The 20,774-nt window shown below is 71.7% G+C and carries 18 protein-coding genes and 2 pseudogenes; 14 read left to right on the plus strand and 6 right to left on the minus strand.

Features of this window, described 5'->3' with window-relative positions:
• The first annotated feature begins 596 nt into the window (after positions 1 to 596).
• Both ACZ7GJ_RS35175 and ACZ7GJ_RS35180 read left to right on the plus strand, forming a co-directional pair.
• Positions 597 to 1,805, plus strand: coding sequence for a glycine C-acetyltransferase (locus tag ACZ7GJ_RS35175; RefSeq protein WP_470757633.1), 1,209 nt, complete (start codon positions 597 to 599; stop codon positions 1,803 to 1,805).
• Positions 1,806 to 1,817: 12 nt separating this feature from the next.
• On the plus strand, positions 1,818 to 2,732 hold the full coding sequence (locus ACZ7GJ_RS35180) for a LysR family transcriptional regulator (RefSeq protein WP_365916199.1): 915 nt from the start codon (positions 1,818 to 1,820) through the stop codon (positions 2,730 to 2,732).
• 63 nt (positions 2,733 to 2,795) lie between these two features.
• Here the strand turns inward: ACZ7GJ_RS35180 and ACZ7GJ_RS35185 are convergent, their stop codons facing one another.
• Positions 2,796 to 3,575, minus strand: a complete 780-nt coding sequence (locus ACZ7GJ_RS35185; RefSeq protein ID WP_470757635.1) for a DeoR/GlpR family DNA-binding transcription regulator — start codon at positions 3,573 to 3,575, stop codon at positions 2,796 to 2,798.
• A gap of 169 nt (positions 3,576 to 3,744) precedes the next feature.
• Between ACZ7GJ_RS35185 and ACZ7GJ_RS35190 the strand changes: the two genes are divergently transcribed.
• The 6 genes and pseudogenes from ACZ7GJ_RS35190 to ACZ7GJ_RS35215 form a co-directional block, all read left to right on the plus strand.
• Positions 3,745 to 4,647, plus strand: coding sequence for an SIS domain-containing protein (locus ACZ7GJ_RS35190; protein ID WP_470757637.1), 903 nt, complete (start codon positions 3,745 to 3,747; stop codon positions 4,645 to 4,647).
• Positions 4,644 to 5,480 carry a class II fructose-bisphosphate aldolase gene (locus ACZ7GJ_RS35195; protein WP_470757639.1) on the plus strand — a complete coding sequence of 279 codons (837 nt, stop codon included), beginning with the start codon at positions 4,644 to 4,646 and terminating at the stop codon, positions 5,478 to 5,480. Before ACZ7GJ_RS35190 ends, ACZ7GJ_RS35195 begins: the two co-directional genes overlap by 4 nt.
• 18 nt (positions 5,481 to 5,498) lie before the next feature.
• Positions 5,499 to 6,023, plus strand: coding sequence for a hypothetical protein (locus ACZ7GJ_RS35200; RefSeq protein ID WP_470757641.1), 525 nt, complete (start codon positions 5,499 to 5,501; stop codon positions 6,021 to 6,023).
• Between the two features lie 90 nt (positions 6,024 to 6,113).
• A complete protein-coding gene (locus ACZ7GJ_RS35205) occupies positions 6,114 to 7,304 on the plus strand; it encodes an acyl-CoA dehydrogenase family protein (RefSeq protein WP_470757643.1) in 1,191 nt (396 codons plus the stop codon).
• A gap of 228 nt (positions 7,305 to 7,532) precedes the next feature.
• Positions 7,533 to 7,697: pseudogene (locus ACZ7GJ_RS35210) on the plus strand (hypothetical protein); the annotation flags it as partial.
• A pseudogene (locus tag ACZ7GJ_RS35215) lies at positions 7,661 to 7,831 on the plus strand (DUF6119 family protein); the annotation flags it as partial. The pseudogenes ACZ7GJ_RS35210 and ACZ7GJ_RS35215, both read left to right, overlap by 37 nt.
• An 84-nt stretch (positions 7,832 to 7,915) precedes the next feature.
• Here the strand turns inward: ACZ7GJ_RS35215 and ACZ7GJ_RS35220 are convergent.
• From ACZ7GJ_RS35220 to ACZ7GJ_RS35230, 3 genes are all read right to left on the minus strand, one after another.
• Entirely contained in the window at positions 7,916 to 8,569 is a 654-nt protein-coding gene (locus ACZ7GJ_RS35220; RefSeq protein WP_470757645.1) for a CBS domain-containing protein, read from the minus strand.
• Between the two features lie 10 nt (positions 8,570 to 8,579).
• On the minus strand, positions 8,580 to 9,050 hold the full coding sequence (locus ACZ7GJ_RS35225) for a cyclic nucleotide-binding domain-containing protein (RefSeq protein WP_470757646.1): 471 nt from the start codon (positions 9,048 to 9,050) through the stop codon (positions 8,580 to 8,582).
• A gap of 95 nt (positions 9,051 to 9,145) precedes the next feature.
• Positions 9,146 to 10,567, minus strand: a complete 1,422-nt coding sequence (locus tag ACZ7GJ_RS35230; RefSeq protein ID WP_470757648.1) for an MBL fold metallo-hydrolase RNA specificity domain-containing protein — start codon at positions 10,565 to 10,567, stop codon at positions 9,146 to 9,148.
• Between the two features lie 177 nt (positions 10,568 to 10,744).
• On the opposite strand from ACZ7GJ_RS35230, the gene ACZ7GJ_RS35235 reads away from it, so the two are divergent.
• From ACZ7GJ_RS35235 to ACZ7GJ_RS35255, 5 genes are all read left to right on the plus strand, one after another.
• On the plus strand, positions 10,745 to 11,821 hold the full coding sequence (locus ACZ7GJ_RS35235) for a zinc-dependent alcohol dehydrogenase family protein (protein WP_470757650.1): 1,077 nt from the start codon (positions 10,745 to 10,747) through the stop codon (positions 11,819 to 11,821).
• A gap of 5 nt (positions 11,822 to 11,826) precedes the next feature.
• Complete coding sequence (locus ACZ7GJ_RS35240; RefSeq protein ID WP_470757652.1) at positions 11,827 to 12,513, plus strand: helix-turn-helix domain-containing protein; 687 nt, start codon at positions 11,827 to 11,829, stop codon at positions 12,511 to 12,513.
• Positions 12,510 to 13,268, plus strand: coding sequence for an HAD family hydrolase (locus ACZ7GJ_RS35245; RefSeq protein ID WP_470757654.1), 759 nt, complete (start codon positions 12,510 to 12,512; stop codon positions 13,266 to 13,268). Before ACZ7GJ_RS35240 ends, ACZ7GJ_RS35245 begins: the two co-directional genes overlap by 4 nt.
• Entirely contained in the window at positions 13,265 to 15,664 is a 2,400-nt protein-coding gene (locus ACZ7GJ_RS35250) for a glycoside hydrolase family 65 protein (RefSeq protein WP_470757656.1), read from the plus strand. Before ACZ7GJ_RS35245 ends, ACZ7GJ_RS35250 begins: the two co-directional genes overlap by 4 nt.
• A gap of 83 nt (positions 15,665 to 15,747) precedes the next feature.
• Positions 15,748 to 16,197, plus strand: a complete 450-nt coding sequence (locus ACZ7GJ_RS35255; RefSeq protein WP_470757658.1) for a universal stress protein — start codon at positions 15,748 to 15,750, stop codon at positions 16,195 to 16,197.
• Between the two features lie 241 nt (positions 16,198 to 16,438).
• Here the strand turns inward: ACZ7GJ_RS35255 and ACZ7GJ_RS35260 are convergent, their stop codons facing one another.
• Positions 16,439 to 18,799 (minus strand): phosphoketolase family protein, encoded by a 2,361-nt coding sequence (locus ACZ7GJ_RS35260; RefSeq protein ID WP_470757660.1) that lies wholly within the window; start codon positions 18,797 to 18,799, stop codon positions 16,439 to 16,441.
• 236 nt (positions 18,800 to 19,035) lie between these two features.
• Here ACZ7GJ_RS35260 and ACZ7GJ_RS35265 point away from each other — a divergent pair, with 236 nt between their 5' ends.
• Positions 19,036 to 19,911: a universal stress protein gene (locus ACZ7GJ_RS35265; RefSeq protein WP_470757662.1), complete on the plus strand. Its 876-nt coding sequence runs from the start codon at positions 19,036 to 19,038 to the stop codon at positions 19,909 to 19,911.
• 60 nt (positions 19,912 to 19,971) lie between these two features.
• On the opposite strand, the gene ACZ7GJ_RS35270 is transcribed toward ACZ7GJ_RS35265, so the two are convergent.
• Positions 19,972 to 20,679, minus strand: coding sequence for a response regulator (locus ACZ7GJ_RS35270; protein WP_470757664.1), 708 nt, complete (start codon positions 20,677 to 20,679; stop codon positions 19,972 to 19,974).
• Between the last annotated feature and the right edge of the window lie 95 nt (positions 20,680 to 20,774).

Here is a 20,774-nt window from a genome sequence, read left to right on the forward strand (position 1 = left end):
CGGGGCTCCTGGCCTCCGGCCGAGGGTTCCTGGCCTCCGGGTCCGGGGCTCCCGGCCTCCGGGTCCGGGGCTCCTGGCCTCCGGCCGAGGGTTCCTGGCCTCCGGGTCCGGGGCTCCTGGCCTCCGGCCGAGGGTTCCTGGCCTCCGGGTCCGGGGCTCCCGGCCTCCGGGTCCGGGGCTCCTGGCCTCCGGCCGAGGGTTCCTGGCCTCCGGGTCCGGGGCTCCCGGCCTCCGGGTCCGGGGCTCCTGGCCTCCGGCCGAGGGTTCCGGACCTCCGGGTCTGGGGCTCCTGACCTCGGGTCCAGGGTTCCGGACCTCCGGGCCGGGGCTCCAGGCCTCCGGGCCCAGGGCTCCGGAACTCCGCCCAGGGTTTCGGGCTCCCGCCCCGCGGCACACAGACCATCTCCCTACGGCCGGGCCCCGCTTACCCTCCCCCCTCCGCGGGGCCCGGCCCCCTTACCGACCACCACCCGTGCTCCCCCGGACGGCACCCGGCGGGGCCCGGAGCCCTACCGACCACCCCCGCTCCGCCGGACGGCACCCGGCGGGGCCGGGACCCCCCTTCGTTCGTCTTCCTCCGCCGCACTAGGAGAACCATGTTCGAGACCGTCCGCGAGGACCTCCGCACCACCCTCGACGAGATCCGCGCCGCAGGCCTGCACAAGCCCGAGCGCGTCATCGGCACCCCGCAGAACGCCGCCGTCGCCGTCACCGCGGGCGGCGCCCCCGGCGAGGTCCTCAACTTCTGCGCGAACAACTACCTCGGCCTCGCCGACCACCCCGAGGTCGTCGCGGCCGCGAAGGACGCCCTGGACCGCTGGGGCTACGGCATGGCCTCGGTCCGCTTCATCTGCGGCACCCAGGAGGTGCACAAGGAGCTGGAGGCGCGCCTGTCGGCCTTCCTCGGCCAGGAGGACACGATCCTCTACTCCTCCTGCTTCGACGCCAACGGCGGAGTCTTCGAGACCCTGCTCGGCGCCGAGGACGCGGTCATCTCCGACGCCCTCAACCACGCCTCGATCATCGACGGCATCCGCCTCTGCAAGGCCCGCCGCTTCCGCTACGCCAATCGCGACATGGCCGAGCTGGAGGCGCGCCTGAAGGAGGCCACCGAGGGCGGCGCCCGCCGCAAGCTGATCGTCACCGACGGCGTCTTCTCCATGGACGGCTACGTGGCCCCGCTCGCCGAGATCTGCGACCTGGCCGAGCGCTACGACGCCATGGTCATGGTCGACGACTCGCACGCCGTCGGCTTCGTCGGCCCCGGCGGCCGCGGCACCCCCGAGCTGCACGGGGTCATGGACCGCGTCGACATCATCACCGGCACCCTCGGCAAGGCCCTGGGCGGCGCCTCCGGCGGCTACGTCGCGGCGCGCACCGAGATCGTGGAACTGCTGCGCCAGCGCTCGCGCCCGTACCTCTTCTCGAACTCCCTCGCCCCGGTCATCGCGGCGGCCTCCCTCAAGGTCCTCGACCTGCTGGAGTCGGCCGGTGACCTGCGCGAGCAGCTCGCCGCCAACACCTCGCTCTTCCGTACGAAGATGACCGAGGCCGGCTTCGAGATCCTGCCCGGTGACCACGCCATCGCCCCCGTGATGATCGGCGACGCGGCCGAAGCGGCCAGGATGGCCGAGCTTCTGCTGGAGCGCGGGGTGTACGTGATCGGCTTCTCCTACCCGGTGGTGCCGATGGGCGCGGCCCGGATCCGCGTACAGCTCTCCGCGGCGCACTCGACGGCGGACGTCGAGCGTGCGGTGGCCGCCTTCGTGGACGCCCGCGCGGCTCTCGTCGCTGCTCAGGGCTGACATCATGGGGGTGTGATCGACCCCCGCCGGCTGCGCATCCTGCGGGCCGTGGCGGACCACCGTACGGTGACCGCCGCGGCCGCAGCCCTGTACCTGACCCCCTCCGCCGTCTCCCAGCAGCTCGCGGCGCTGGAACAGGAGACGGGGCACGCGCTCTTGACCCGCAGCGGCCGCGGCGTACGGCTCACGGCGGCCGGGGAGATCCTCCTCGGCCACGCCCACGAGGTGCTGGCCCAGCTGGAGCGCGCCGAGGCGGAGCTCGCCGCCTACGCGGGCGGCACGGCGGGCGAGGTGACGGTGGCGGCCTTCGCCACCGGCATCGCGGAGGTACTGGCGCCGGCCATCGCCCGGCTCGCCCACGACCACCCCGGGATCCGGCTGCGCGTACGGGACGCGGAGGGCGACCAGAGCCTGCCGCTGCTGCTGGACGGGGAGGCGGACCTCGCGCTGGCGGTGGAGTACCGGGGCGCGCCGGGCGCGGACGACGGACGGCTGTCGGTGCTCCCGCTGTACGCGGAGCCCTTCGACGCGGTGCTGCCCGTGAACCACCCGCTGGCGAGCCTGCCCGCCATCGAGCTGGCGGACCTCGCGGACGCGGAATGGGTGGGGCAGTACCCCGGGAACCCGTGTCACGACGTGATGCTGCTGGCCTGCGAACTGGCGGGGTTCCAGCCCCGGTTGGTGCACTCCTCCGATGACTTCCGGGCGGTCGTGGCGCTGGTCGGCGCGGGAGCCGGAGTCGCGCTCGTGCCCCGCTCGGCGCTGCGCGGCATGGACCTCAAGGAGGCCCTGGCCCGGCCGGTGACCGGTCCGGCGGCGACCCGGAGGGTCTTCGCGGCGACCCGCCGCGGCGCCGAGTCGCACCCGCTGATCGCCCCGGTCCTGGCGGCGCTGGCCCGCGAGGCGGACCGCCTGCCGACGTACTGACCCCGCCGCGGGCCCGGCACCCGGGCGGACGGGCGGGTCGGACGGCCGGGCCGGGCCTGCGGGTCAGACCCGCAGGACCTCCACGCCGGCCTGTTCGAAGGCTTCGGCGACCTCCGCCGACAGGCCGGTGTCGGTCACCAGCACGTCCACCGCCGAGGTGTCGCAGATCCGGGCGAAGGCGCGTACGCCGAGCTTGCTGGAGTCGGCCGCGATCACCACGCGGCGGGCCCGCTCGCACAGCAGGCGGTTCATCGCCGCCTCGTCCTCGTGGCGGGTGGCCGCCCCGTCGGCGGGGTCGAACGCGTCCACGCCGACGATCGACGTGTCCACCGTGAGCTGGCCGAGCACCCCCTGGGCCAGCGGACCGGTCAGCTCGTAGGACTGGGGCCGGGCCACACCCCCGGTCAGCACGATCTTGAACTGCGGTCTGATCACCAGCTCGCCCGCGATGTTGAGCGCGTTCGTCACCACCGTCAGGGCGGGCGAACCGGTGCTGAGGTCCGCGCGGGCGGCGAGGGCGCGGGCCACCTCGGTGGTCGTCGTGCCGCCGGTCAGGCCGATCACCTCGCCCGGCGTCACCAGGGCGGCCACCGCCTCGCTGATGCGCCGCTTCTCGGCCGCCCGCCGGGAGGTGCGGTAGCGCAGCGGGAGTTCGTACGAGACCCCGTGCAGCACCGCTCCGCCGCGGGTGCGGACCAGCAGCTGCTGTTCGGCGAGCTGGTCGAGGTCGCGGCGGATCGTCGCCGCGGACACCCCCAGTGCCTCCGCGGCCGGCTCCACCTCCAGCTCGCCCCGCTCCACCAGCAGGTCCAGCAGTGTCTGCCAGCGCTCCTTGCGGGTCATCGAGCCGCCCCCTTCGGTCTTCCGCCGCTCTTCCGAGTGTTCGGTTACGCCTGTCCTCCGAAGAGATTAACTCAGGCGATCAACCCGTGGATGCTTGAAGTTGCGTGAAACTGCCCGCTATCTTGCAGGAAAACGCACACAGAACTCACGCACCGCGCTAGGAGCCGCCATGAGCCACGTCGCGTACGAGTTGGGCACACAGCCCGAATGCTGGGAGCGGGCCGCCGAACTGGCCCCGGCCCGGCGGGCGGTGCTCCCGCAGCCGGGGGAGCGTACCGCGATCGTCGGGTGCGGGACCTCGTACTACATGGCCCAGGCGGCCGCCGTGTTGCGGGAGGAGGCCGGACAGGGCGACACCGACGCCTTCCCCGCCTCGGAGTTCCCCCGGCACCGGCGCTACGACCGGGTCGTGGCCCTGACCCGGTCCGGCACGACCACCGAAGTGCTGGACCTGCTCGCCGCCCTGCGCGACGCGGGCGTGCCCACCACCGCCGTCATCGGCGACCCCGCGACCCCGGTGATGACCCTGGCGGACGAGCTCGTCGTACTGGACTTCGCCGACGAGCAGTCCGTCGTACAGACCCGCTTCGCCACCACGGCCCTGACCCTGCTGCGCGCGCACGTCGGCCTGCATAGTGCCGGGGTCGTCGCCGACGCGCGGACCGCGCTGGCCCAGCCGCTGCCCGAGGGGCTGGAGAGCCGCGGTCAGTTCACCTTCCTCGGGCGGGGCTGGAGCGTCGGGCTCGCGAACGAGGCCGCGCTCAAGATGCGCGAGGCCTCCCTGTCCTGGGCCGAGTCCTATCCCGCCATGGAGTACCGGCACGGGCCGATCAGCGTCTCCGCCCCCGGTACGGCGACGTGGTCGCTCGGCGAGGCCCCCGAGGGGCTGGCCGAGCAGGTGCGGGGCACCGGGGCCCAGTGGGTGGCCGGGCGGCTCGACCCCCTCGCCGAGCTGGTACGGGTGCACCGGCTGGCCATCGCCGTAGCCGCCCACCAGGGGCTGGACCCGGACGCGCCGCGCAACCTCACCCGCTCGGTGATCCTCACCGCCGGAGAGGAGGCGGTCCGATGAGCCTCGTCGGCGCGGGCGCACTCGTCCTGGAGGCCGCCACCGCGGGCCGGGCCGTCGCCGCCTTCAACATCATCACGCTGGAGCACGCCGAGGCCGTCATCGCGGGCGCCGAGTCGGTGGGCCTGCCGGTGATCCTCCAACTCAGCGAGAACGCCGTGAAGTTCAGGGACGGACGGCTGCTTCCCATCTCCCGGGCCGCCGTCGCCTGCGCCGAAGCCGCGGCGGTACCGGTCGGCCTGCACCTCGACCACGTCAAGAGCACCGAACTGCTGAGGCAGGCCGTGGATGCGGGGTTCGGCTCGGTGATGTACGACGCCGCGCACCTCGCCTACGCCGAGAACCTGGAGGCCACGCGTTCGGCCGCCGACTGGGCACACGCCAACGGGCTGTGGATCGAGGCCGAGTTGGGGGAGGTGGGCGGCAAGAACGGCGAGGCCCCGCTCGACCCGCACGCGCCCGGTGCCCGTACCGACCCGGACGAGGCGCGGCGGTTCGTCGCCGACTCGGGGGTCGACGCCCTCGCCGTGGCGATCGGCAGCAGCCACGCCATGACCAGCCGGACCGCGGCCCTGGATCACGTACTGCTCGCCCGGCTGGCCAAGACGGTGGAGGTACCGCTCGTCCTGCACGGCTCCTCCGGCCTGCCGGACGCCGAGCTCGCGGCAGCCGTCGCGGGCGGCATCCGCAAGGTCAACATCGGCACCGCGCTGAACGTGGCCATGACCGGGGCCATCCGTGAGCACCTCACGCCGGCGGATCCGCGGCCCTACCTGGCGGCCGCCCGTACGGCGATGGCGGCCACGGCCGCGGCTATGATCAGCGCCCTGAACTGACCGGCACCGGGGGCGATCGTGGACATGCAGCGGGGACGTACGAGCCGGCGGAGGTTCCTGCTGGCCGCCGGACTCCCGCTGCTGGCCGTCGGCGGCGGTGTCACGTACCTCCTGTGGCCGGAGCCGACTGCGCAGACCCGGGTCCGCGCGGACGTGGAGCCGCTGAACGCGCGGTTCAGGCCGTACTTGGGCGAGTTGAGCGACGCGCACTGGCTCGGCTACGACCTCGACGAGGCCAAGTACGGCAACCGGAGCATCCCGAGCCAGGACTCCCGGATCCGGGTGGTCGGCATCGCCCGCCTCCAGCCGGGCGTCGCGGCGGGGATCCTGCGCGATCCCGAGTACGCCTTCGAGACCACCGCGCTGTCGGCACTGCCGGACCGGCTGGGGCCGCACGCCCCGGCCGGGGCGAGCTGGCAGCGGAGCTCCGCGTTCAACGCGCACGCGAACCGGTCGGACTCGTCCGGACAGGTCTCGGGGGAGTACGCCTTCGACGCGCCGCGCGAACTCGTCGCCTTCGACGTGCTGTTCCTCTCCACCTGAAACCAATCCCTTCCGGATTCTTGTAACAGGTTCTAGTCTGCCCTCCGCAACCACAGTCACCGGCTGGACCGCGAGACTCCCGGAGGGGCCGTGCACCTCGAATACACGCCTGAGCAGCAGCAGTTGCGCACCGAGCTGCGCGCCTACTTCGCCGAGCTGGTGCCCGCGGACGTCTACGCCCGGTACGAGGACCCGGCCGCGCAGAAGCGCTTCTACCGGGAGACCATCCGCCGGCTCGGCGCCGACGGCTGGCTCGGGGTCGGCTGGCCGAAGGAGTACGGCGGGCGCGGCATGTCGCCCATGGACCAGTTCATCTTCTTCGACGAGGCCGCGCAGGCCGTCGTACCGCTTCCGCTGATGGCGCTCAACACCGTCGGGCCGACCATCATGCAGTTCGGAACCGACGAGCAGAAGGCCCACTTCCTCCCCAGGATCCTCGCCGGGGAGATCGACTTCGCCATCGGGTACAGCGAGCCCGACGCGGGCACCGACCTCGCCGCCCTCAAGTGCAAGGCGGTGCGCGAGGGGGACGAGGAGAGCGGCACCTACGTCGTCAACGGACAGAAGATCTGGACGACCAACGGCGACACCGCCGACTGGGTCTGGCTCGCCGTCCGCACCGACCCGGACGCGCCCGCGCACAAGGGCATCACCATGCTCCTCGTGCCGACGAGTGACCCCGGCTACTCCTGCACCCTCATCAACACCCTCGCCTCGCACGACACGACGGCCAGCTACTACGAGAACATCCGCGTCCCCGCGAGCCGCCGCGTCGGCCAGGAGAACAAGGGCTGGCGCCTGATCACCAACCAGCTCAACCACGAGCGCGTCACCCTCGCCGCCCACGGCACCATGGCCATCCGCGCCCTGCACGACGTCCAGCGCTGGGCCGCCGAGACCAAGCTCGCCGACGGCCGGCGCGTCATCGACCTCTCCTGGGTCCGCGCCCGCCTCGCACGCACGCACGCCAGGCTCGACGCCATGAAGCTGCTCAACTGGCAGATGGTCAACGCCGTCCAGGACGGCACCCTCACCCCGCAGGACGCCTCCGCGGTCAAGGTCTACGGCTCCGAGGCGCGCCGGGACGCGTACGCCTGGCTGATGGAGGTGGTCGGCGCGGCCGGCTCCCTGAAGGACGGCTCCGCCGGCGCGGTCCTGCACGGCGAGCTGGAGCGCGGCTACCGCAGCGCGGTCATCTTCACCTTCGGCGGCGGCAACAACGAGATCCAGCGCGAGATCATCTCCTGGATCGGCCTGGGTATGCCCCGCGTCCGCCGCTGAACCACTGTGACTCACAACGATAGTCGGCACATAACAGCCGTTGTTGTCACCGGACATGCGTGCGAACGCCCGGTGGGCTCAGATACCCCCGTCCGCCCTTGCTGGCACCCCTTCTCGGCTGGCATCTGCGCGAACCTCGGGTGGTCAGTTCAGTGGCGGGGACGCCTCCTGTCCGTCTGATGACGGGAGGAGTCCCTCGCGAGCGCGGCTGACCGGTGCGACACCGTCGAGTCCATCACCGGCCTGAACGTCAGCGAAAGGAATCGCTCTGCAGCCGGCCTGGTCATCATGCGTACGGCCCGTGGGGTCTATGCGCTGAGTTACGGAGTGGGGCACCACATGCTGGATCCCAAGACTTCGGTACGCTCCGCGTGGTCTTCGGCATCCTGCTGAAGGACGGCGAGGATGTTGCCGTCGACTCTCTCTTCGCCTTCGCCTTCGCCTTCGCTCAAGTCTCGCTGCTACAAGCGGTGCGGAGGCTGCGCGCCATGAACGCGGACGTCGAGGTGATCGCCATCCGGCGCTGACCCGCAGGGCTTTGCTCGTCGCTGCGCTCCTCGTCGGTACGGGCTCTGCGTGGCATCGTCCCGGCACGGCTCGGCGGTCGGACTTCACGCCTCGGCCGGTGCGTCCAGTCGGCAGTGGACGTCGACGATGCCCTCGACGGAGTGGGTGAGGCGTTCGGCCACGGGGATCAGGTCGCCGTCGCGGACCTCGCCGGTCAGGGTGGCGATCCCCTGGAACACGGTGACCTTGACCGCCTCGTGGGAGAGGGGGAAGAGGCGGTCGACGACCGTTCGGCGGATCTCGGTGGCGAGTTCCTCGTCGGTGCGGAGGAAGACCTTGAGGAGGTCGGCGCGGCTGACGATGCCCTGGAGGGCGCCGTCGGCGTCGACGACCGGGAGGCGCTTGATGTGCCGGTCGGCCATGAGGCGGGCGGCCTGAGGCAGGGTGGCGTCGGGGCGGATCGTGACGGCCGGGGTGGTCATCATGTTCTCGGCGCGGGTGGAGCCCGCCTTGGCGGTGTCGCCCAGGCGGCGCATCTGTTCGATCAGGCCCGGGCGGTGCTCGTGGAACTCCTCCTTGGGGAGGAGATCCGCCTCGGAGACCACACCGACGACGTGGCCCTCGCCCTCGATGACGGGTAGGGCGGTGACCTTCCACCGTTCCATCGCGGTGGCGATGTCTTTGAAGCCGGTCGATGGGGTGACGGCGATGACCTTGGTGGTCATGACGTCGGCGACGGTGTACGGGGTGGAGGTCATGGCGGGGTCCTCAGCGTGCGTAGGCGAGCGGGGTGCCGCTGCCGTGAGGGGCGAACAGGTCAAGGAGCCGGGTACGGGCGGAGTCGAGCCGGTCGGCGATGACCGCGCCCACGGCAATGGAGACGGACCGGCCGACGGCCGAGTCCTCGTTGCACAGCTCCCGTACGGCCGCTGCGTCGAACTCCAGGGCGCGCACTTCGCGGGAGGCGGTGGCTCCCAGGTGCCAGCTGTAGGGAGGGAACATCCAGGACCAGCCGAGGAGCTCGCCGTAGCCGAGGGTTTCGACGACCACGTTCTTGTGCCCGGGGACGTGGGTGTCGAGATCCACGGTGCCGCACTGGATGATCCAGAACTTCTCGGCCCGCCGGCGTTCGTTGAAGATGCGCGTGCCGGCCGGGAAGGTCACCTGGTGGGAGTGGGCGAGCAGGGCTTCGCGGGCTTCGGGTGCCATCGCTTCGAGGATGGTGTGCATGGTGCTCATGGAGTGCCTCCAACCCTTCGCATCCACCCTGCTCGGAGGGCCGCCGTGCCCGGGAGGGCCGCGGGGTGCACACCGAGGGGACCGTCCGGCCCCGGTCAGCGGACCAGGACGGCCTCCCCGGACCTGGGTACGACGGCCGTCCATTTCAGCTCGTGGTCGATGCGGTCCCGCAGGGTTTCGGCTGCGGTCTCCTCGCCGTGGACCAGGTAGGTGGTGTGGGGGGCCGGGGCGTTGCGCAGCCAGTCGATGATCTGGTCGGCGTCGGCGTGTGCGGAGAAGTGCGGTACGTCGGCGACCTCGGCGCGTACGGGGACGTACTCGCCGAACATCTTGAGCGTGCGGGCGCCGTCCACGAGGTCGCGAGCCCGGGTGCCGGCGGCGGCGAAGCCGACGATGACCACGGCGTTGCGGGGGTCCGGCAGGGTCCGGTGGAGGTGGTGCAGGACGCGGCCGCCGGTGGCCATGCCGGCGGACGAGACGATGATCGCCGGGCCGGTGGCGTTGTTGATGTCGATCGACTCCTGGACGGTCCGGGCGGCCAGGAAGGGCTCCGGGCTGATCGCCGCCTCGCCCTGGGCGAGGATCTCGGGCCGTAGTTCGGGGGAGTGGCTGCGCAGGGCGTCGCGGTAGACGTCCAGGGCGGCCAGGGCCATGGGGCTGTCCACGTACACGGGCACGTGGCGGGGCAACGTGCCGTCGCTGCGCAGGGCGGCCAGCTCGTGCAGGACGACCTCGGTGCGGTCGATCGCGAAGGCGGGGATGACCACGGTCCCGCCGCGGGACAGCGTCCGCGTGATCACCGAGGCGAATTCGCGCTGGGCGCTTTCGTGGTCGTGGTGGCGGTTGCCGTACGTCGACTCCATCAGCAGGACGTCGGCGCCGGAGAACGGCTCGGGCGGCAGGAGGAGAGGGTGGCCGGGGCGGCCGAGGTCGCCGCTGACGGCGAGAGTGTGGCCGTCCTCCAGCGTCAGGTGCGCCCAGGCGGAGCCGAGGATGTGCCCGCCGTGGTGCAGCATCAGCTTCGTTCCGGCCATGATCTCGATCTCGCTGCCCACCGCGACCGGGTCGAAGTACTTGATCGTGTGGTCGACGTCGTCATCGTCGTACAGCGGCTTGGCGGGGCGGTGCTTGGACCAGCCGTGCTGGTTGGCGTGCTCGGCGGCCTCCATCTGGAGGCGGGCGCTGTCGCGGAGCACGATCTCGGCGAGGCGTGCGGTGTGGGCGCTGGTCAGGATCGGGCCGCGGAAGCCGTGCCGGACCAGTCGCGGCAGGTAGCCGCAGTGGTCCAGGTGGGCGTGGGTGACGACGACGGCGTGGATGTCCGAGGCATCGCAGGGCAGCTTGTCCCAGTTGCGACGGCGCAGGTCAGCGACACCCTGGAAGAGTCCGCAGTCGACGAGGATCCGGGCGTGGTCGCTCTCGACGAGGAACTTGCTGCCGGTGACCGTCCGGACTCCGCCGAGGAACCTCAGCAGGGCCGGGCGGGCGGAAGCAGGAGACGGGACTGACTGGGACATGGCAGCAGCCCTCCTTTCGGAACGGATGCCGGTCTCCACCGTCGCACCGGAACGCCCTGTCCGCTGGGGACCGACCGGTCCCGGGCAAGGGCCGACCGGCCCAAGCGGGACGGAGGGACATGGGCGCAGCCTGACGGTGACCCCCTCCCGCACAGCACACAGAGAGAAGGCCGCGCCATGAAGGCACTCGTCTTCCACGGGCCCGGGCAGACGTCCTGGCAGGACGTCCCGGACCCCGCGATCAAGGACGCCGCCGACGCGATCATCAGGGTCGACGCCGTCACTATCTGCGGCACCGACCTGCACATCATCAAGGGCGACGTCCCCGAAGTGACCCCCGGCCGGATCCTGGGCCACGAGGCCGTCGGGACCGTCGTCGAGACCGGCGGCGACGTCCGCAGCGTCCGCCCCGGCGACCGCGTCCTGATCTCCTGCATCTCCGCCTGCGGCCGCTGCCGCTTCTGCCGCGAAGGGCACTACGGACAGTGCCGCGGAGGCGGCGGCTGGGTCCTGGGCCACACCATCGACGGCACCCAGGCCGAATACGTACGCGTCCCCTTCGCCGACCTCTCCGTGCACCCGCTGCCCAGCGCCCTGGCCAGCCACGACGCGGTCCTGCTCGCCGACATCTTCCCGACCTCCTACGAGGTCGGCGTGCTCAACGGCAACGTGCGCCCCGGCGACACCGTCGTCGTGGTCGGAGCCGGCCCCATCGGCCTGGCCGCCATCGCCACCGCCCAGCTCTACAGCCCCGGGCGCATCATCGCCGTCGACCTCGCCGCTTCCCGGCTCGCTGCCGCGCGCGACCTCGGCGCCGATGCCACCGCGAGTGCGGACGAGGAGCCCGAGCGGCTGGTGGAGGACCTCACCGACGGGCTCGGGGCCGACGTGGTCATCGAGGCCGTCGGCGTGCCCGAGGCGTTCGAGATGTGCACCCGCATGGTCCGCCCCGGCGGACGGGTCGCCAACATCGGCGTCCACGGCAAGCCCGCCGTCCTCCACCTCGAAGACCTGTGGATCAAGGACGTCACCATCACCACCGGCCTCGTCGACACCCACTCCACCCCCATGCTGTTGCGCATGATGGCCGCCGGACGCCTCCCCGGCACCGCGATGGTCACCCACCGCTTCGAGCTGGACCAGATGGAAGAGGCGTACGACGTCTTCTCGCGCGCCGGCGAAACCGGCGCCCTCAAGGTCGTGCTCGGCGGACCGCAGCACGACACGCTCGCCGTACCGCCCCAGGAGCAGTGAGTGCCGTGAAGAGCACACCGAGCACCCACCCGCAGCCATCCGGCGAGATGGCCGGACACACCGACCTGGGCCGCCGTCTGGCGGCCCGCCGCGAAGCCCTCGGCCTGAGCCGCGACGAACTGGGCCAGAGGTGCGGCGCCGACGGCACGTACATCGCCTACCTCGAGGAGCACGCCGCCAGTCCTGCCATCGGCACCCTCGTCCGGGTGGCAGATGCCCTCGGCCTCACCGTCGACGACCTGACCGGAGCCAGCGCCCACCGCGTCGCCGGCCGAGCCACCGCCCGGCGCGACAGTACGCTCGTACCGCTGGACGAGACCGAATGCCGGCGGCTGCTGAACACCCACGGCGTCGGCCGCATCGCCATCTTCACCTCCGAAGGCCCGGCCGTCCTCCCCGTCAACTACCTCGTCGCAGGACCCGATATCGCCTTCCGCACCTCAGCAGAAGCCGTCACGGCCAGAGCCGCCGGAACCGAGGTCGCCTTCGAGATCGACAACATCGACGACGTGACCGCCACCGGTTGGAGCGTCCTGGCGGTGGGTGAACTGGCAGCCGTCACGGACCCGGACGAGATTCGCCACCTCGACACCACGGCCCGCTCCCAGCCCTGGGCCGGTGGTCCGCGCAGCCACTGGATGAAGCTCACCCCGGATCGGATCACCGGCCGCCGCGTGGTGCACGACTCATGAGCGACCTGCACGCGGTCGTCTTTGACACCGACGGAGTGCTCCTCGCCACGGCGGACCGCCACGCGGCCGCCTGGAAGGAGACCTTCGACGGCTGCCTCACCGAATGGCAGCCGTCGCCCCCCGGCGCACGACCACGCCCGTTCGACGCCGTCCGCGAATACCGGGACCTGGTCGACGGCAGGTCCCGCCTCGACGGCGTACGCGCCTTCCTCCGCGCCCGTCACATCGACCTCCCACCCGGAACGCCCGGGGATCCGCCCGGATGCACCAGCGTTCACGCGGTCGCCGCCCGCAAGGAGGCGGTCTTCTCCGCGATGCTGCGGACCGACGGCGTCCGCACCTTCGATGACGTACGGCCCGCGCTCCAGCGACTACGGGAGACGGAGGTGCGATGCGCAGCCGTCTCGGCTTCGAGGCACGCCCGCCCCCTCCTGGAGTCCGCGGGGCTCATCGGCTACTTCGACACCCTGGTGGACGGCCAGGACGCGGCCGCACTCGCCCTTCCGGGCAAACCCGACCCTGCCCTCTTCCTCGAAGCTGCCGGCCGTCTCGGCGCGACCCCCGCGCACACCGCCGTGGTGGAGGACGCACTCGCCGGCGTCGAAGCGGGACACCGAGGCCGTTTCCGGCTGGTGGTGGGACTCGACCGAGAGGACGACCCGCACATGAGGGACGCCCTGCGCGCGCACGGCGCCCATCTCGTCCTACCCGACCTCGCCGGCCTGCCCGCCGCACTCGAAGGCGACCGCCCGTGACCACGGCCTGGCGCTGGGAGTACCCCCACTACGACCCCAAGGCCGAGCGGCTGGTCGAGTCCCTGTGCACCCTGGGCAACGGCCGCTTCGCCACGCGCGGTTCAGCGCCCGAAAGCGTCGCCGACGACATCCACTACCCGGGCACGTACCTCGCCGGATGCTACGACCGGCTCGACTCCGCCGTCGGCGGACGCACGGTCTCCAACGAGGACATGGTCCGGCTGCCGGACTGGACCGCGCTGCGGTACCGCTGCCTGCCCGAGGGCGCACCGCCCAGCGACTGGCTCACACCCGACCACCCGACCCTGCGCCACAGCCGCGTGTCGCTGGACCTGCGTGCCGGAACGCTCACCCGCCGCATGCTCTTCCACGACGCCGACGGCCGCCGCCTGAGCGTCACCCACACCCGCCTCGTCCACATGGGAGTTCCGAACCTGGCCGCGCAGAACACGGTGTTCAGAGCGCACGGCTGGAGCGGCCGGATCGAGATCGAGTCCGTACTCGACGGTGACGTCACCAACGCGGGAGTCGACCGCTACCGCGCCCTGGCCGGGCTACATCTCGTCGAGCACCGGGCCGGAGTGGAGGCGGAGGGCACCGCCTGGATCGCCTGCACCACGACCACCTCCCGGGTGAAGATCGGGCTCGCGGTCCGGACAGCGGCACGTCCTCTGGCACCGGTGGGCCGGACATGCACAGCCACCACCGCCACGCAGACGTTCGTCCTGCCGATCAAGCGGACCGCCCCGGTCGTCGTGGTGAAGACAGCCGCCCTGTGTACCTCGCTCGACCGTCCCCCGGCCGATCCGCTGCGGCGGAGCATCGACTGCGCCACACACGCCCCGGACTTCCCTTCCTTGCTGAACTCTCACCGGGCGTCCTGGCAACGCCTCTGGAGCGAAGGTGAGTTGAAAGTACCCGGAGAGACGGGCAAGGTTCTGCGGCTGCACGCCTTCCACGTCCTGCAGACCCTCTCGCCGCACACCGCCGAGCTCGATGCCGGCGTCCCTGCCCGCGGCCTTCACGGCGAGGCGTACCGGGGCCACGTCTTCTGGGACGAGCTGTTCGTCCTGCCCTACCTGGCCCTCCACCTGCCCGAGACCGCTCGTGCCCTGCTGATGTACCGGCACCGACGGCTCCCCGCGGCCCGGGAGGCCGCTCGCCGGGCCGGGGTGAAGGGAGCCATGTTCCCCTGGCAGAGCGGCAGTTCCGGCACCGAGGAGACGCAGCGACTGCACCTCAATCCGCGCTCCGGCCGCTGGCTGCCGGACCACTCCCACCTCCAGCACCACGTGGGGTCGGCCATCGCCTGGAACGTGTGGCGGTACGGGCTGGCCACCGGCGACGCCGGGTTCATGCACGGCCCGGGCGCCGAACTCCTGCTGCACACGGCCCACTTCTGGGCGGACACGGCGACGTGGGACACCAACCTCGGCCGCTACCGGATCCGCGGCGTCGTCGGCCCGGACGAGTACCACGACGCCTACCCGGACGCCGCCGCCCCCGGCATCGACGACAACGCCTACACCAACGTCACCGCCGCCTGGGTGCTGGCCCGCGCCCTCGACCTGTACGGGGAACTTCCGGCAGCCCGACGCGCCGAGCTCCTCACGCAACTGGGCATCGGCCCCGACGACCTCACCGTCTGGGAGGACGTCTCGCACCGCCTGTACGTGCCGTTCCACCGCGATGTGATCAGCCAGTTCCACGGCTACGGGGACCTCGCCGAGCTCGACTGGGGCGGCTACCGCGCCCGCTACCACGACATCCGCCGCCTGGACCGCATCCTGGAAGCCGAAGGCGACACGCCCAACCGCTACCAGGCGTCCAAGCAGGCCGACACTCTCATGCTCGGCTACCTCTTCCGCCCCGCAGAGCTCGAGCAACTCTTCCTTCGGCTCGGACACCGCCTCGACGACGGCCTCTGGCGCAGGACGGTGGACCACTACCTGCGGCGCACCTGCCACGGCTCCACGCTGAGCAGCCTCGTCCACGGCTGGGTCCTCGCCCGGGAGCAGGGCGCGGACGCCTGGCGCTACTGCCAGGAAGCCCTGCTCAGTGACATCACCGACGTCCAGGGCGGCACCACCGGCGAGGGGATCCACCTCGGCGCGATGGGCGGCACCCTGGACCTCGTCGAGCGCGGCATCGTCGGACTTGAGCCCCACGGCGACGGCCTGCACATCGACCCGGTACGCCTCTCCGAAGTGCCCGGCTCCGCGTTCTCGATCTCCTACCTGGGGCACCGGGACATCCGCATCCGGTTCCGGCCCGGCCGGCTCGGCATCAGCGTCCCTCCGTCACTTCTGGGCCCGGTGCCCGTGGTCCTGCCCGGAGACCGGCACGAACGCATTTGCGCAGGCCAGGAGCGGTGGTTCCGGCTGCCCAAGGGCTGACCGGCAGTCGCTGCATGCTCGCGTGGCGCTGTGTTCGTAATGCGCACACTGTGGATGTATCAGCCGTCGGAAGGATGAGCGGAATGGACAGGCAGCAAGAGGCTCCGCGGATCGTGGTGGGCGTCGACGGATCGCCCTCGTCCCAGGCCGCGCTGCGCTGGGCGGTCCGGTACGCAGGGCTGGTGAGCGGGCGAGTGGAGGCGGTCGCGGCATGGGACCTGCCCGGTGCCGCATCATGGTCGGCTCCAGCGGTGGACACCACGTTCGACGAGGAGGAGGCCGAGCGGCGTCTGGTCGAGGAGGTCCGCGCGGTGCTCGGTGAGGACGGTGCCTCCTCGGTGCACCAGCGCCTGGTACGCGGCAATCCGGTAGACGTCCTGGTCGATGCGGCAGACGGCGCGGACATGCTGGTCGTGGGCAGCCGCGGTCGCGGCGGCTTCAGCCGAGCCCTGCTCGGCTCGGTGAGCCATCAGACGGCGCTCCACGCACCGTGCCCGATCACCATCGTCCGGGCGGACATCCCCGTCGAATAGCTCCACCTCGGGCTGGCGCATAGCCTCACGGAATGGTGCAGAGCAAGGCAGCTGTGCCGTGAAGGCCTCGGCTTCGCCCGCCCAGCACTCCCGCTCCGACAAGGGTCCCGAGCTGGGGCCAGAGCACGCCGCCTTCGGCCAGCGCACCTGCTGCTCCAACGCCGAGACCTCGCGCCGTGAGCGCAGCTGCGGTGGAGAGGCCGGAGCATCGGCCGACCCCGTGCCCGAGTCCGCGGTGTGCTCAGTACGGCCAGGACCAGTCCTCGACTTCCGGCAGGTCGGTTCCGTGCGCGCGGATCCAGCTGTGGTGTCGGATGCGCTGGTCGGTCATGGCCTGGCGCAGGCCTTCGGCGCGGGCGGCGAGGCCGGGGACGCGGTCGATGACGTCCATGACGAGTCGATAGCGGTCGAGGTCGTTGCGTACGACCATGTCGAAGGGGGTGGTCGTCGTGCCGGATTCCTTGTAGCCGCGGACGTGCAGGTTCGGGTGGCCGGTGCGGCGGTAGGCGAGGCGGTGGATCAGCCACGGATAGCCGTGGTACGCGAAGACCACCGGTTTGTCGGTGGTGAAGAGGGCGTCGTACTCGGTGTCGGTCATGCCGTGCGGGTGTTCCTCGTGGGGCATCAGGCGGGCGATGTCGACGACGTTGACGACGCGAACGGCCAGCCACGGAAGGTGTTCGCGGAGCAGGGCCGAGGCGGCCAGGACCTCCATGGTGGGCACGTCGCCGGCGCAGGCGAGTACGACGTCCGGCTCGCGGGAGCGGTCATCCGTACCGGCCCATTCCCAGATGCCGGCGCCGCGGGTGACGTGGACACGGGCCTCGTCGATGGACAGCCAGTCGAAGGAAGGCTGTTTCCCGGCGACGATCACGTTGACCTGGTCACGGCTGCGCAGGGCGTGGTCGGCCACGGCGAGGAGGGTGTTGGCGTCCGGCGGGAAGTAGGCGCGTACGACCTCGGGGCTCTTGTTGAGGACGTGGTCGACGAAGCCGGGGTCCTGGTGGGAGAAGCCGTTGTTGTCCTGGCGCCAGACGTGCGAGGTGAGCAGGTAGTTGAGGGAGGCGATGGGTGCGCGCCAGGGGAGGTCGCGCGAGGTCTTCAGCCATTTGATGTGCTGACCGACCATGGAGTCGACGATGTGGGCGAAGGCCTCGTAGGTGGAGAAGAGTCCGTGGCGGCCGGTGAGGAGGTAGCCCTCCAGCCAGCCCTGGCAGACGTGTTCGGACAGGATCTCCATGACGCGGCCGTCCCGGGAGAGGTTCCGGTCCGTGGTCTGCGTGAGGCCTTGCCAGGCTTTGCCGGTGGCGTCGTACAGGTCGTCCAGCCGGTTGGAGGCGGTCTCGTCCGGGCCGACGACCCTGAAGTCCCGGCGCTCGGCGGTGTCGCGCATGATCCGGGTGAGGAAGCGCCCGAGAACACGGGTCGGTTCGTGCAGGCTGCTGCCCGGCTTGTCGACGGGGACGGCGTACGCGTCGAGGGCGGGCAGCGGGAGAGGCCGCAGCAGCCGGCCGCCGTTCGCGTACGGGACGGCGCCCAGCCGCCGCTCGCCTTGCGGGACGCAGGCGAGAACCCGCTCGGAGGGCCGCCCGTCGGCGTCGAAGAGCTCTTGCGGCCGGTAGGAGCGCAGCCAGTCCTCCAGCTGCCGCAGGTGTGCGGGGTTCTCGCGCACACCGGGCAGCGGGACCTGGTGGGACCGCCAGGTGCCCTCGACCGGCTGGCCGTCGACGGTCGCGGGGCCGGTCCAGCCCTTCGGGGTGCGTAGGACGATCATCGGCCAGCGTGCGCACTCCCGGCCCGGATCGGTGCCCGCCGCGCGCGCCTCCTGCTGGATGGCGGCGATGCGGTCCAGGGCCTGGTCCATCGCGCGGGCCATCGCCCGGTGCACCGGCACGGGGTCGTTGCCGGTCACGTACAGAGGCTCGTGCCCGTACCCCCTGAGCAGGGCGTCGAGTTCGGCTTCGGGGATGCGTGACAGCACGGTCGGGTTGGCGATCTTGTATCCGTTGAGGTGCAGGATCGGCAAGACGGCGCCGTCGTGGACCGGGTCCAGGAACTTGTTGGAGTGCCAGGAGGCGGCCAGCGGCCCCGTCTCGGCCTCGCCGTCCCCGATGACGCAGGCGACCAGCAGGCCGGGGTGGTCGAAGGCGGCTCCGTAGGCGTGGGCCAGGGCGTAGCCGAGCTCGCCGCCCTCGTGGATGGAGCCGGGCGTCTCGGGGGCCACGTGGCTCGGCACGCCACCGGGAGAGGAGAACTGCCGGAACAGTTTGGCCATGCCGGCCGCGTCCCGCGTGATGTCCGGGTAGGTCTCGGTGTACGTGCCTTCCAGCCAGGAGTTGGCAAGGACGGCGGGGCCGCCGTGGCCCGGACCCCAGACGCACAGGGCGTCCAGCGACCGGCCCTTGATCACGCGGCCCAGGTGGGTGTGGACGAGGTTCAGGCCGGGAGAGGTGCCCCAGTGGCCGAGCAGTCGCGGCTTGATGTGCTCCGGCCGCAGCGGCTCCGTGAGAAGGGGGTTGTCCATGAGGTAGATCTGGCCGACTGCAAGGTAGTTGGCGGCGCGCCAGTGCGCGTCGAGTTCCGAGATGGGGTAGGAGGCCATGCCCGCTCCTGAGTGCGACGGTCCGGGACGTTCGTCGACTGAGCCGATTCCTCCACACTGCCCTCGCCGAGGCGGCGCCGCGAGGGGAGGACCGGCCCTGGGGGAGGGACTGTTGGCCCCTGTGTGCCACGGCGTCCAGCCGGGAGGGTGAGTTCAGCGGTGCCGGTCCCCCCGGCCGGCGCCGCTCCCTTGGCGACCGACCTCGATGCCCCGGCATCGGTACGGAGGACAGACTCGTGAAGCGCACCCTGGTTGTCGGAGTGGACGGATCCCCGCAGAGCCGGGCCGCGGCGGACTGGGCCGCACGAGAAGCCGTACTGCGTGAGCTGCCCCTGCTCGTGGTCCACGCCTGGTTCTGGGCGCCGCTCGCCGGCCCGGTCGTCCAGGACCGGGACACCGAAGCCAGGCGGGCCGATGACGTCCTGAAGGAGGTGGAGGGCGAGCTCACCCAGCGGTACCCGGGGCTGGATCTCACCGCGGAAGTGCTCGCTGAGGCGCCGGTGCCGGCCCTGCTGCACGCGGCCAAGGGTGCCGAGATGTTGGTCGTCGGCTCGCGCGGGTACGGAGCCCTGGTCGGTTTCCTGATGGGTTCCTACGGTCGGCAGGTGATCGCCGCCGCCGAGTGCCCCGTCGTCTCCGTACGCTCCGCGCACGGCAGGCCGGTGGCCGTACCGGAGGAGGGTGAGGTCGTCGTCGGGCAGCAGGGCGGCGTGGAGGAGTCCGCCGAAGTACTGCGCGTCGCCTTCGAGGCGGCCGCGGCACGGAAGGTACCGCTCCGTGCGGTCCGCGCCTGGAGCCTGCCCCCGGTCTACGGCTACAGCCCCGGGTCGATGTGGATCGCCGACCAGTTCGGTGGCCTGGAGCCGTACGAGAAGGCCGCGCTGGAGCAGGCGCTGGAGCCGTGGCGGCTGAAGTACCCGGCGGTCGAAGTCGTCGCCCACGTGGAGCAGGGCAGCGGTGGCCAGGTGCTGCTGAGCGCCGCGTCGGACGCGCAGCTGCTCGTCGTGGGCCGCCGGGTCCGCGAGTCGGCGGTGGGGGCGCACATCGGGTCCGTGGCCCATGCGGTCCTGCACCACGCGGTCTGTCCCGTCGCGGTGGTCCCGCACGCCTGATCCGCCCCGGGTCAGGCGGGAGGGTCGGGCACGCGGAGGTACGGCGTGCCCGGCCGCCTGCTATTCCGTGGTCGGGACGGGGTGCTGGCTCGGCGGGATCAGCGTGTGGCTGGCGATCACGGCGGCTTGGACGCGGCGCTCCACGCCCAGTTTGGTGAACAGGCGCGAGATGATGTTCTTGACGGTCTTCTCGGCGAGGTACATCCGTTTGCCGATTTCGCGGTTGGTGAGCCCCTCGCTGACCATGACGAGGATCTCCTTCTCCCGGTCGGTGAAGCCGGGCAGGCCCGGGACCTGGTCCTCCTTGGGCACGTCGCCGCGCATGCGGGCCATCAGCCGGGTCGTGGCTCCCGGATCGAGCATGGACTGGCCGGCCGCGACGGTGCGGACGGCGGTGACCAGGTCGGTTCCGGTGATCTGCTTCAGCACGTATCCGGAGGCGCCCGCCATCACGGCGTCCAGCAGGGCTTCCTCGTCGTCGAACGAGGTGAGCATCAGGCAGGCCAGCTCGGGCATCCGCGAGCGCAGCTCGCGGCACACGCTCACGCCGTCGCCGTCCTGGAGCCGTACGTCGAGGACCGCCACTTGAGGACGCAGCGCGGGGATGCGGATCAGCGCCTGTTCCGCCGTGCCCGCCTCACCGACGACGTTCAGGTCGGGCTCCGCGTCCAGCAGGTCGTGAACCCCTCGGCGTACGACCTCGTGGTCATCGAGGAGGAAGACCGTGATCGGCGTCCTGGTGGGGGAGGGGGCACCGCTGTCGGTCATGACGCAACTCCTTCGCCTGGGTTCGCCCTGGAAGGACGAACTCCCGCATCCTGCCTGCCGAAGGGGCCGACCGGACAGGGCCGATCGGCCCTCAT

It is taken from the genome of Streptomyces sp. NPDC037242, from assembly GCF_055604165.1.

Excerpts from the sequence above, each read along its gene's own strand:
- ACZ7GJ_RS35235 (WP_470757650.1), top strand. The coding sequence starts at position 10,745 with ATGAAGGCACTCGTCTTCCACGGGCCCGGGCAGACGTCCTGGCAGGAC.
- ACZ7GJ_RS35270 (WP_470757664.1), bottom strand. The coding sequence starts at position 20,679 with ATGACCGACAGCGGTGCCCCCTCCCCCACCAGGACGCCGATCACGGTC.
- ACZ7GJ_RS35175 (WP_470757633.1), top strand. The coding sequence starts at position 597 with ATGTTCGAGACCGTCCGCGAGGACCTCCGCACCACCCTCGACGAGATC.
- ACZ7GJ_RS35255 (WP_470757658.1), top strand. The coding sequence starts at position 15,748 with ATGGACAGGCAGCAAGAGGCTCCGCGGATCGTGGTGGGCGTCGACGGA.
- ACZ7GJ_RS35260 (WP_470757660.1), bottom strand. The coding sequence starts at position 18,799 with ATGGCCTCCTACCCCATCTCGGAACTCGACGCGCACTGGCGCGCCGCC.
- ACZ7GJ_RS35185 (WP_470757635.1), bottom strand. The coding sequence starts at position 3,575 with ATGACCCGCAAGGAGCGCTGGCAGACACTGCTGGACCTGCTGGTGGAG.
- ACZ7GJ_RS35225 (WP_470757646.1), bottom strand. The coding sequence starts at position 9,050 with ATGAGCACCATGCACACCATCCTCGAAGCGATGGCACCCGAAGCCCGC.
- ACZ7GJ_RS35245 (WP_470757654.1), top strand. The coding sequence starts at position 12,510 with ATGAGCGACCTGCACGCGGTCGTCTTTGACACCGACGGAGTGCTCCTC.
- ACZ7GJ_RS35190 (WP_470757637.1), top strand. The coding sequence starts at position 3,745 with ATGAGCCACGTCGCGTACGAGTTGGGCACACAGCCCGAATGCTGGGAG.
- ACZ7GJ_RS35230 (WP_470757648.1), bottom strand. The coding sequence starts at position 10,567 with ATGTCCCAGTCAGTCCCGTCTCCTGCTTCCGCCCGCCCGGCCCTGCTG.
- ACZ7GJ_RS35195 (WP_470757639.1), top strand. The coding sequence starts at position 4,644 with ATGAGCCTCGTCGGCGCGGGCGCACTCGTCCTGGAGGCCGCCACCGCG.
- ACZ7GJ_RS35220 (WP_470757645.1), bottom strand. The coding sequence starts at position 8,569 with ATGACCTCCACCCCGTACACCGTCGCCGACGTCATGACCACCAAGGTC.